Below are 11,422 nucleotides of genomic sequence, written 5' to 3'. Positions count from 1 at the left end.
GAGGCCATTTACATGGGCGTGCCCGTCGTGACGCTCGCGGGCACGCGCCATGGCACGCGCTTCGGACTGTCGCTTCTGGAAAACGTCGGACTCGGCGAGCTTGTGTCGAATACGCCCGAAGAATACGTGGAGAAGGCTGCGGCGCTTGCATCGGACGCGGAACTTCTCGCGGCACTGCACAAGAACCTGCGCACCATGATACAGCGATCTCCTGTGATGAATGGCAAAAGCTATGTGCGCGAAATCGAAGCGATGTATGAGGACGTCTGGCAGGCGTGGCTCGATGGACGAGAATAGCTTAAGCTGTTTCCGTGCTTTTTCGATATACGAACGTATGATATAATGAACGCAAAAGTTTTAGGAGGAATATATCTTGTCAAAATGGCATAAGAAGAACGCAAAGACGGCGTCAGTGGATGAGACGAAGCGCAAGCTTGTCGTACAGATGGCGAATGAAGAGTATGGCGAGGCGCTCGGTACGGTCGCAGCGATGATCGAGCAGGGGATTGAGGATTCGGATGCCTTTTATGATGCGTCGTACGCCTATTTCATGAGCGGTGACTACGAACGCGCGACACAGTGGGTGGATAACACGCTGCGCCTTGCGCCGCAGCATCTCGGGGCACGCATCCTGCTCACACGCATTTGCTTCCTGGAGGAACGCACCTCGGACGGCCTTGCCATAGCCGAGTTCGTGCTGAAGAATTATGCAGCATCCCTTTCGGCGGAAGACAAGGAAGAACTTGCCGAGATGCTCGATTGCTACGGCACGGCGAAGGAAGATGAGATCCGTGCGGGCTATCCTGCTATCGCCCGCTTTTTGCAGATGGTTGGCGCCGGGATGGCGCAGCAGGATGCTTTTCGCCCCTTGGCTCCGCAAGTGCAGCGCGTTGCGTCGCAGCCTTTGCCGTCGGCGCAGTTCACACAGCAGCCCGCGCCGTCCGGTGTTGCAGATGATGAGGCGCAGGCTCTGCGTTTGACGCAGGAGATTCTGGCAAAAGATGTCGCGCTTGTGGAGAAGGTGCGTCTTTTCAATTCCTTCGCGGGCGGCTTCTATCTGGCGGGGTCGTTCCCTGCAGCAAAGCATTTGCTGAAGCAGGCGCTCACTCTCGATGCGCATGATGAGATGACGCTGCGCAATGTAGGATATACGCTCGCAGCTCTCGGTGAGCGCGATGCGGCTCTTTCGCTTGCCGCGCAGATGAAGACGCCCGACTTCGGACTTTTGTCGATGATACGCGGCTGAAGTTGCTGCTTCTGCGAAGGCGGTGCGCTTCCCGATGCTTTTCGAATGGCAATGGCGACGATTTCTTTGCGCTTCTGAAAAAGCCGGGCGAGGGAGATGCCCGGCTTTTTTGACGGCTGCGGCTGCCTTGGGGATTTCCATAAGCAGGCGGCAAAATCATTCATCGGAAGGCAGGAGAATGGTATGAATAAGATCATCGCGGTATCTTTGGTCGCGGACAGCGCTGATATCGTCGAGAGCTTCGTGCGCCATACCTTGACGTATGCGGACGAGATGCTTGTGGTCGATCATGCGACGGGCGACGGTACGGCGGACATCCTGCACGCACTTGAAGCGGAGGGGCTGCCCGTCGCCGTTGAGCGCTGCGAGACGGCGGAGCTTTGCCATGAGGAGATCATGACGAGACTGATGCACCGAGCCTTTGACGCACATGGCGCTGATATCGTCGTGCCAGTTGACGCCGATGAGTTTCTCGTCACGGAGGATGCAGCGAAGCCTTGCCGCGCGGTGCTTTCGCGGCTGCGTACGGATGTGACTTTCTTCGCATGGCATTGGATGTATGAGCTGGAAGAGCCGGAAAAGGACGGCGGGACATTTCTGCTCGCGCGTCCTCTGCGCAGGAAGAAGCGGCACGAGCCGATACAGAAAGCGATCATTGGGCGAGACGCTGCGCGCGTCTATCCGCTTCTGGCGCAGGGTACGCATTATCTCTATCGTGTGGAAGGGGAAAAGCGCGTGCCTGCGCCCGCCTTGGAGATCAGCTTCCTGCACTTCGCGCATTTCCAATGGCGCGGCACACTGCATACGGCGGTCAAGGCGCTGAACGGCTGGATCGGCAATGCGGCGAAGTATTCGCTGCATACGGCGCGCTGCAGCTACTGGAAGGAGCACTTTGATACGGTGTTTGCGGGCGGGACGCCGCCTGTTGCGCTGTCTGCCGAAGAGAGCGAGGCGGTGCAGGGCTTGATCCTGCCGAAAGCGCAGGTGGAGCTTCGCTATACGAAGGGAGCGGCGTTTTCTCCGCTGCAAAGCTTGATGCGGCTCTCCGAGCAGTTGGCGCAGGATTTCGCCGAAGAGCGCGTGCGTGCGCGGCAAAATCTTGTGAGCGTCATTGTGCCGTATTTCGGAAATCTCTCGTTTTGGCATCGGAGGCTGGAGAATATCGCCTCTCAGACCTATCCGTATATGGAGGTCGCCGTGCTCGATTTCGCAGACGGTGCGTCCGATCTGCAGAAGATGCTCGCCCCCCTGCACCTGCCGCACTGCATTGTCCGCGCCGACTCTCCCGGATGGGGCGTGCGTCTGGCACAGGCGGCGCGTGGCGAATATATCCAGTGGGTCATGCCCGGCGATCGCCTCTTCCCTGAGAAGATCATGCAGATGGTTACGACACTGGAACTCGACGATGAGCTTTCCTTCGTACTCGCCGACGCCGAGGAGCCGGCGACTGCAGAAGGTGCAGATCCCGAGCGATTTGTTTTTTCCATGCATAGGTCGCATTGCTTCGTCGCGGCAGGGGCATGGCACAGAGCCTATGCGTTGGCTGCGGGGCGCACGCCTATGGGAGGTCTGTCGGGCGTGCTGCTGCGCCGCCGCGTGCTCGACGCTTGTGCCTGGCTGGAGCCGGCCTTTTTCCGGAAGCGATTCTTCCCTCTGGCGGCTTTCGTCCTCCTCTTTCAGATGGAGAAGGATTTCCGTGCAGGAGTCTTCGATGTGCCTCTGCTCTCGCATGAATTCCACGATGAGGGGACGCTGGTCTGGCATCCTGCCGAGTGGGCCTCGCTGCTCCTTTCGTGCGGGCAGGAGCTTGCTGCACACTCCTTCGTGGAAGCGCGGCAGACTCTGGCGGAGAGAGCGAGAGAAGTGTTCGCACGCGAAGAGCTTCGCGCTCATGCGGATTTCTCGCGCGCCCGCAGCATATTCGAAGAGCTTTTCGCAGCGCTTCCCGAGTGAAGCGTCAAGAGATCAGGAAGGAAGAAGGCAGGAGTCATGTCCGATCCATACATAGCCGAGCGCGCCATCGTCCTTGCGGCGGGACGCGGCGAGAGGATGCGTCCGCTGACCGACGAGATGCCGAAACCCATGGTTCGCGTCGATGGGAGGCGCATCATCGACACGCTGCTCGCCGCCCTCGTAGCGGCGGGCATTCCCGAGATTTATGTCGTGCGCGGCTACTTGGGCGAAAAGCTCGATGTACTCAAGGAGAGCTATCCGCAGATCCGCTTCATCGACAATCCGCACTGGCATGAGGCGAACAATATCTCGTCGCTGATCGTCGCCGGCGATCTCGTGGAGAATGCTTTCATCATCGAAGGCGATCTCTATTTGCAGAATCCGGCGCTTCTTTGCCGCGAGCAGCAGGCGACGAACTATCTGGCGATTCCCGTCGCGAAGACGGATGACTGGTGCTTCTTTCCGGACGAGGCGGGCGTCATCCGGCGCATGGCGGTCGGCGGCGCGAACTGCTGGAAGATGGTTGGCATATCGTACTGGACGACGGAGGACGGCAGGAAGCTCCGAACATCGCTCAAGCGGCTTTACGAAACGCCGGGCGGTCGGGCGCGCTACTGGGACGAGGCGGCTCTTTCCGCAGATATTGGGGATTTTTGCGTGTATGTGCGTGCGTGCTGTGAGGACGACGTGCAAGAGATTGATACCTTGGCGGAATTGGCTGAACTGAGACGCACCGTGGAGGAGAAGGGAAAGTTATGAAAGAAAAGATTGCTTACGCGTGCTTCTGCACCGATGCGATTCACGAGGGGCATAGGAATATCCTGCGCGAAGCCAAGAAGCACGGCACGGTCGTTGCAGGAGTCCTTTCTGACCGCGAGATGGTGCGCTACAATCGCTTTCCGTCCATAGGGCTTGCGGAGCGCATCGCGCTTTTGGAAGCCGAGCCGGAAGTCGAACGTGTCATCGTACAGGACGCCATCATGTATGACGGCGTCATTGCATCGCTCAAGCCCGATTTCGTCGTGCATGGCGATAACTGGCGCGGTGGTCCGATGTCGTCGATTCGCAGGAATGTGCTGGAAAATCTCGAAAAAATGGGCGGTGAGCTCATCGAGGTTCCCTATACATGGAACCCTGCCGTCAAGAAGATCGACGAGCGCATGAAGGAACGGCTCGTCATGCCGGAGTTCCGTCGCCGCCGCCTGCGCCGCCTCTTGGAGATCGTGCCGATCGTCAAGACCATCGAGGTGCATGACGGGCTGACGGGGCTGTTGGCGGAAAAGACTGTCGTCGAGCATGCGGGCGGCTTGGATCAGTTCGATGCACTTTGGATATCCAGTCTCTGCGACTCAACGGCGAAGGGCAAGCCCGACATCGAGCTTGTCGATATGTCGTCGCGCATCCGCACGATCGACGATGTCATGGACGTGACGACGAAGCCCATCATCCTTGACGCCGACACGGGCGGTCTTACCGAGCATTTCGTTTACCACGTTCATACGCTGGAGCGCATGGGGGTCTCCGCTGTGATTTTGGAGGACAAGATCGGGCTGAAGAAGAACTCGCTTTTCGGTACGGAAGTCGAGCAGCAGCAGGACACGATCGAGCATTTTTCGGCGAAGATCCGAGCGGGCAAGGATGCACAGCGCACCGATGACTTCATGATCATCGCGCGTATTGAGAGCCTGATTCTTGAAAAGGGTCTGGCGGATGCTTTGGAACGTGCCGCCGCTTATGTGGCGGCGGGTGCGGACGGCATCATGATCCACTCGCGCCGAAAGGAGCCGGATGAGGTCTTTGCCTTTGCCGATGCGTTCCGCAAAGAATATGCGCATGTGCCGCTCGTCGCTGTGCCGACGTCCTACAGCGCTGTGACGGAGGCAGAGCTTGCAGCGCACGGCGTGAACATTGTCATCTACGCGAACCAACTGACGCGCAGCGCATTTCCGGCGATGGAGCGCACGGCGATGTCCATCTTGAAGCATCATCGCTCGCTCGAAGCGGACGCAGATCTCATGCCGTTCAAGGACATCATTCGCTTGATTGACGATGTTTGATTTGGCATGGGAGCCGTCTTGACAGAAAGCGAAAAAAGAAAAGGGGCAGTTCATGCAGGAACAGGAAAATAAGATTTGGGATACGCGCGAGGAGGATGCGCTCTGCCTTTGGCTCAGAGATGCGGTACGCGCCGGCGCCTATACGGAGGAATACTGCACGAAGCTTGAAGCCTATGAGAAAGCAACAAAGAACAAGGCTGCCGTCTTTTACTTTACGGCGCGTCTTGCTTTCGCGCTTGGCGAGACGGAAGAAGCGTACCGTCTCGCACATGAGGCGTACAAGAGGCGAAAGCTCAGCCATAAGATCTGGCAGATCTTGTTCGAGATCGACGATGCGCTCGGGCTTGATGAAGAAGCGATCTTTTTCAAGGCGCTTTGTCAAAAGAATATGTGCCTTGATGCGTCGATTCCGATCTTTTCCGATACGCGCTGGCAAGATGCATTCTTCTGCGGTATGCTCGATGTGCAGCTGGCGCCCTTCCGCTTCGATTTCGCGGAGCGGGCGGATGGCAGCCGCAATTTGGATCTTGTGTCTGCACTCGGGCAGTTCCTCCTGAACGAGGGTCATGAGGCGGAGCGCCGCCGCTACTACTGCGGAGTCTACAATGCGGAGGATCTCTTCCATGTACGGGCAAGGCGCTTGGATCTCTTGAAGCGCAGCGACGGCTCTTTGGCGGATGATTACTGCGGCATGGTCTTCGACATCATGAAGGCGCGCCGCGCCGAAGGCTCCGTCGAGGTTGCTGAAGAATGTATCCTGCCTGTGACCGTGACGCAGGAGGAACAGAGAATCGACGTGGCGGACGTGCGGAGCGAGGGCAGCATCCTCAGCGGACGCGGGGAGTTCCGCTTCCTGCGTCTCGCAGGAGGGACAAAGGTGTCTTCAGCGGAGCCTTTCATCGTTGCTGCGCCGATTCTGCCGGGGCATAGTCCAAGGCGGAAGAAGCTCGTCCTGAACATCCTGCTCGACGGCCTCTCATGGCAGGCGATGCGCGCGCGCGACTTCCGGTCTGTGCCGAACCTCATGCGCTTCTTCTCCGATGGCGTCATCTTCAACAACAACTACTGCGTGGCGGAGTACACTTTCGTTTCCCTTGGTACGATCGAGACGGGCATGATGCCGCATCGCTCGCAGGTCGTGTGGGACAAGCCGATGTTCGTGATCGACAAGGACATAAAGACGCTGTCCGAGCAGATGAAGGATCTCGGCTATTACTGCGTCAACGTCATGGGCGACGGGCGCGGCATCTATGACGGCGTGACGCGCGGCTTCGATCGCCTCATCGTCAACCCGTATCTGGCGCAGCCTGCGTACGATGGCGTTGCACGCACGATCGCACACTTGGAAGCCTTCGATGAATGTGACAACTATGTATTCCTGCACGTGGGGGACGCACACTCGACACCGGCGACGATCGCCCCCCTAGCGTTGAAGACGCAGACGCATATCCCGTGGCAGCATACGCGCGTCATGCCGGGAGACGATGTTTCCGTGCGCTTGCCGTACAACGATGTCTACGGCTATGACAATCCGCATCGCATCGAAATGATGGATCGCGAACTGGGCAGACTCTTCGACTATATTGAGGAGCATTATGCGCCCGATGAATACATCGTCTGCGCCTATTCCGATCACGGCAGTTCCGTCTATTCGGAGGATGCGTGGTACTTCTCCGAGACGCAGGGCGGTGCCGCACTCATGGTGCGGGGCGCGGGCGTGCCGCGTCTGGGGCTGGTCGAGGAGCTTACGAGCTGCCTCGACATCTATCCTATCATGGAGAAAACCGTCGGCTTTTCTGCGCCTGCGGGGCAGCTCGACGGGACTTTGCCGTGCGCCTTGGGCGGCAGAGGCCGACGCTATTGCATCAGCAACTCGATCTATCCTGAGCAGACGTATAAGCTCAGCATACGAACGGCAGAATATGAGTTCCGCTTGGAAACGGCGCGGCCGACGCATCACGACGGCACGGTGGATATGAGTCAGTTTACGGCGCAGATCTATACGCGCGATGCGATGCACCGCGAAGTTTTTGACGCCGCGCTCATGGAAGATTTCCTGCGCCTTGCGCGTGAACATACGGCGTCGTTTCACGAGAAGTGGGAGGAGGACGGCGAATGCTAGAGAGCCGAGCGGAGAGACTGTATCAAGCGAAGAGTGAAGCCGGACGTTCTTTTTTTGCGGCTTTGCTTCAGCGAAGCGCAGACGGTCATTATGACGACACCTACCTTGCCTTGCTGCAAGAATATCGGCGGCTTTTTCCCGCTTCGGAAAATGGTCTGATCTTCTATGCACGCTATGCGCTGGCGCATGACGACGTACAGACGGCGCTCGCTGCCGCGCAGGCGGCGTATGCCAAGAAGATGTACCATTACGAGATATGGATGCTTCTCATAGAATGCTATCGGCGGCTCGGTGATACGCGCAGTCTCTTGATCTTCGAGGGCATCGCGAGCCGCGTTTACCGCACGCCGATCGAGGTGCCGCTTGCGCGGGAAACGCTCGAAGATTCCCTCGCACTATTATCTGTTGCGATGGGGGTGCCCACCCATGCGCCCTATACGATCGGACGCGCACGCATGGGCGAAAACGGTTTGCAGGCATTGCCCGGCGCGTTTGTCGGGGAATTTTTGCCCACGCTCAGAGAAGCGCATGAGGCGTATCGCTATTGGAGCGGCATCTTTGTCGACATGACGACGCTCGATTCGAAAGCGGCGCTCTTCGAGGCATTGAATCGTGATCCCGCGCTTGTCGTCGCAGCGGAAGAGATCGTTTTCGACGTCGTGAAAAAGAAGCAGGTGACTGGGGCGGCGACGCTGGATGTTCGTGCGGATGCAGCCGATCTTGGCGGCGCACACGATGTCGTCGTGTCTTTGGCAGGAACCGAAGCGGGGCAGGAGATCTTCTTCAAGAGCGATTCTCTCGGGGAAGAATCCACGCATCTCGGCAAATGGGTCTGCAGCTTTTTCCGCTTGAGCGAACGGACGGAGCTGAGGTCGTCGGCGCCTTTTCTGATGGGAGAGCCGATTCGTTTGGTACACAGCCCCAAGCGCAGGAAGCTCTTCCTGCACATCCTCGTCGACGCTCTTTGCTGGCCCGCGATGAAGCAATGCGATTTCACACGGATGCCGAACCTCATGCGCTTTTTTTCCAAGGGTCTGATCTTCAACGATACCTTCTCGATTGCAGAGTATACATATCCTTCGTTGGCGACGATCGATACGGGATTGTATCCGCATCACTCGCAGACCTTCAACTCCACTTGTATGGGAGAGATTGCGCCGACCATCCTGACGCTTTCCGAGCAGATGAAGCGTCTCGGCTACTATTGCGTGAATGTCTGGGGGGATTCGAGCGGCGTCTACAACGGTGTGACGCGCGGCTATGACCGCTTGATTTCCAAGCCCAGCGGCGACGGGCTTCACGCATATCGCGGCGTCCAATATGCGCTGTCTCAGATGCGCGCGTTTGCCGAGTGCGATCAGTTCATCTTCCTCCATGTGGCGGACACGCATCCGAGCACGACTGCGAAGTGGCAGGCGCCGCTTGAGACGCAGGTTTTGCTGGATCTCCCCGCCCGGCTGGACGATACGGACGATGATACGCCGAGCGTTGACCGCGTGAATTCGAAGTTTCATCAGGAAGCTGTCATCGAAGGTATGCGGCGCGTTGACCGCAGCTTGGGCGAGCTTTTTTCTTATATCGAAGCCAATTATGCAGAAGATGAGTATGTCGTGCAGCTTTATTCCGATCACGGGGCGGCGGTTTTCGGCAATACGATTGACTATGTCAGTGAAGTCTTGACCGGCACCGCATGGATGCTGCGTGGCGCGGGCGTGCCGCAGCTGGGGTTTGTCGAGGAGCTGACGAGTGTGCTCGACATCTACCCGACGACGGCGCGTCTTGCGGGCTTTGCGCCGCCTGCCGATCTCGACGGCAGTCTGCCCCGAGCCTTTGGCGGCGCAGGGCGCGATCATGCGCTGTCCTATACGCTTTTCCCAGGGAAGCCGTTCAACATGGCGATCCGTACAAAGACGCATGAGTTCTACTTTGGCTCCGATGAGATCGTCGATGAGGACGGCTCGATGGATCTCAGGCAGCCGCGTCAGCAGCTTTTCCTGCGCGGCGAGAAGCGGCGGGAGATTCATGACGAAGCGCTGCGGCAGGAGTTTCTTGCGCTGGCGCGTACATATACGGCGTCGCTTGATTCGCGCGGCGAGATTTGGCCCGAGAAGAGAGCGCTGCGAGCCGCATGGTTTCCCGATGCGCGGAAAGGATGAGAGGCGTGAATGCAAAGGTCGAAAGCATGATGTCCGGCGAAGAAGCGGCGTATCAGGAAAATGCCGATCGCGGCTGCGCTCTTTTCCATGCCTTGCAGGAAAAGAGTGCGCACGGCATCTATGACGACGCATTTCTCGCCGCTCTCGTTGATTATCAAGCGCTTTTTCCTGCATCTGAGAACTTTGACATCTTTTATGCGCAGTATGCGCTTGCTCATGACAGCGTGACGGTGGCGCTTGAAGCGGCGGAACGCGCTTATGAGAAGAAGAAGTGCAGCTACGAGGTCTGGAAGCTGCTCATCGAGTGCTATAAGCGTCTCGGCGATAAGCGAAAGCTCTTGATGATCGAGGGCGTCGCGAGCCGTGTGTATCGCGTGCCCGTCGATGTGCCGATGGAAAGGGCGGAGCTGCAAGACGCTTTGGCGCTCCTGTCGCTTGCTATGGGCTTGCCGAATCTTGCGCCCTATGTGCTTGGGCGCGCGCGGCTCGGCGCGGGCGGCGTCGAAGCGCCGCCGGGCGTGTTTCTCGGCGAGTTTTTGCCGAGCTTCACGGAGCCTGCGGACGGTTGGCGCTATTGGAGCGGCGTATTCGTTGATCGGGGGAAGCTGCACGCGAAGGCGATGCTCTTGGAGCGGCTCAAAGAGACGGCGGAGTTCCCCTTGGCGGAGGATGATTCCTTCGTCTTTGACATCCTGCGGGCGCGGGAGCTTCGCGGCTCCTTTGTCATCGAGCCGGCGGAGTTTGCGGCTGCGTCGGACGCGGCGGCGAAAGTGCCGGAGATCGTCGTGCCTTTGGCGGGAACCGTGCCGAAGCAGAAGGTCGTATTTCAGAGCCGTTCCGTCGGAGAGGACAGCGCGACGCTCGGCAAGTGGGTCACGAGCTTCTTTCGCTTGAACGAGCGCACGGAGATTGCTTCGGATGCGCCGTTTATCTTGGGCAAGCCGATACGCCTTGGGCACAGCCCCAAGCGCAAAAAGCTCGTGCTGCACATCCTCATCGACGCCCTTTGCTGGCCCGAGATGAAGCGCCGCGATTTCGAGCCGATGCCGAACCTCATGCGCTTTTTTTCCAAGGGCGTCATCTTCAACAATCATTACTCGGTGGCGGAGTACACCTTTCCGTCGCTGGCGACGATCGAGACGGGCGTCTATGCGCACCGCTCGCAGGTGTTCAATCCGACCTGCATGGCAGAGCTTTCGCCGCAGTATGTCACGCTTGCAGAGCAGATGGCGCATCTCGGCTATTACTGTGTGAACACTATGGGCGATGCGACGGGCGTTTATCCGCAGGTGACGCGCGGCTACGAAAGGCTCTTGCTCGTGCCTGGCGACGCCGGCTTGGCTTATCAGGGCGCAGAAAGAACCGTGCAGACGATGCGGGCGTTTTCCGAATGCGATCCCTTCATCTTTTTGCATCTGATGGACGCTCATCCGGGATCTGCGGCAGACTTCCAGCTGCCTTTCGCCGCGCAGGTGGGGCTGCCTCTCGCCGAGCGGCTTGCGGGCGCGGCAGAGGGCGTTGCCAGCGTCAATCTGCCGCATGTGCCGATCTATACGGAAGCTGTATTGGAACACATGCGCTCCATAGATCGCAGTCTCGGCGCCGTGTTCGATTACATCGAAGCAAATTATGCGGAAGATGAGTATATCGTGCAGGTGTATTCGGATCACGGCGTCTCCGTATTCAGCGACGACCTCGACTATATCGGCGAGAATCAGACGGGGGCGGCATGGCTGCTGCGCGGCGCGGGTGTGCCGCAGCTTGGGCTTGTCGAGGAGCTGACGAGTGCGCTCGACATTTATCCGGCGGCGGCGCATCTCGTGGGCTTTGACGCGCCCGCGCATCTCGACGGCAATTTGCCGAAAGCTCTGGGCGGCAGGGAGCGCGA

Annotated in this window: 8 protein-coding genes; all 8 read left to right on the top strand. The window is 58.6% G+C overall.

Annotation, left to right across the window (positions count from 1 at the left end; translation table 11 throughout):
- On the top strand, window positions 1-297 hold a 297-nt coding region (locus ACTTKG_RS06025), incomplete at its 5' end, for an O-linked N-acetylglucosamine transferase family protein (RefSeq protein ID WP_442673345.1).
- 76 nt (window positions 298-373) lie between these two features.
- Complete coding sequence (locus ACTTKG_RS06020; protein ID WP_442673344.1) at window positions 374-1,246, top strand: CDC27 family protein; 873 nt, start codon at window positions 374-376, stop codon at window positions 1,244-1,246.
- Between the two features lie 183 nt (window positions 1,247-1,429).
- A complete protein-coding gene (locus ACTTKG_RS06015; protein WP_442673343.1) occupies window positions 1,430-3,199 on the top strand; it encodes a glycosyltransferase family 2 protein in 1,770 nt (589 codons plus the stop codon).
- 36 nt (window positions 3,200-3,235) lie between these two features.
- Window positions 3,236-3,958 carry an NTP transferase domain-containing protein gene (locus ACTTKG_RS06010; protein ID WP_442673342.1) on the top strand — a complete coding sequence of 241 codons (723 nt, stop codon included), beginning with the start codon at window positions 3,236-3,238 and terminating at the stop codon, window positions 3,956-3,958.
- A complete protein-coding gene (gene aepX, locus ACTTKG_RS06005; RefSeq protein ID WP_442673341.1) occupies window positions 3,955-5,256 on the top strand; it encodes a phosphoenolpyruvate mutase in 1,302 nt (433 codons plus the stop codon). The genes ACTTKG_RS06010 and aepX overlap by 4 nt, the downstream gene beginning before the upstream one ends.
- 52 nt (window positions 5,257-5,308) lie before the next feature.
- Window positions 5,309-7,378 (top strand): sulfatase-like hydrolase/transferase, encoded by a 2,070-nt coding sequence (locus tag ACTTKG_RS06000; RefSeq protein WP_442673340.1) that lies wholly within the window; start codon window positions 5,309-5,311, stop codon window positions 7,376-7,378.
- The gene (locus tag ACTTKG_RS05995) at window positions 7,372-9,534 is read left to right on the top strand and encodes a sulfatase-like hydrolase/transferase (protein WP_442673339.1); all 2,163 of its coding nucleotides are present in this window, start codon (window positions 7,372-7,374) and stop codon (window positions 9,532-9,534) included. Before ACTTKG_RS06000 ends, ACTTKG_RS05995 begins: the two co-directional genes overlap by 7 nt.
- Window positions 9,535-9,539: 5 nt before the next feature.
- The coding region (locus ACTTKG_RS05990) for a sulfatase-like hydrolase/transferase (RefSeq protein WP_442673338.1) at window positions 9,540-11,422 on the top strand (1,883 nt) is incomplete at its 3' end.

It is taken from the genome of Selenomonas sp. (assembly GCF_052169755.1).
GTDB lineage: Bacteria > Bacillota > Negativicutes > Selenomonadales > Selenomonadaceae > Selenomonas.
Note: the sequence above shows the minus strand (reverse complement) of the source record. Positions and strands in the feature narration are given on the sequence as shown.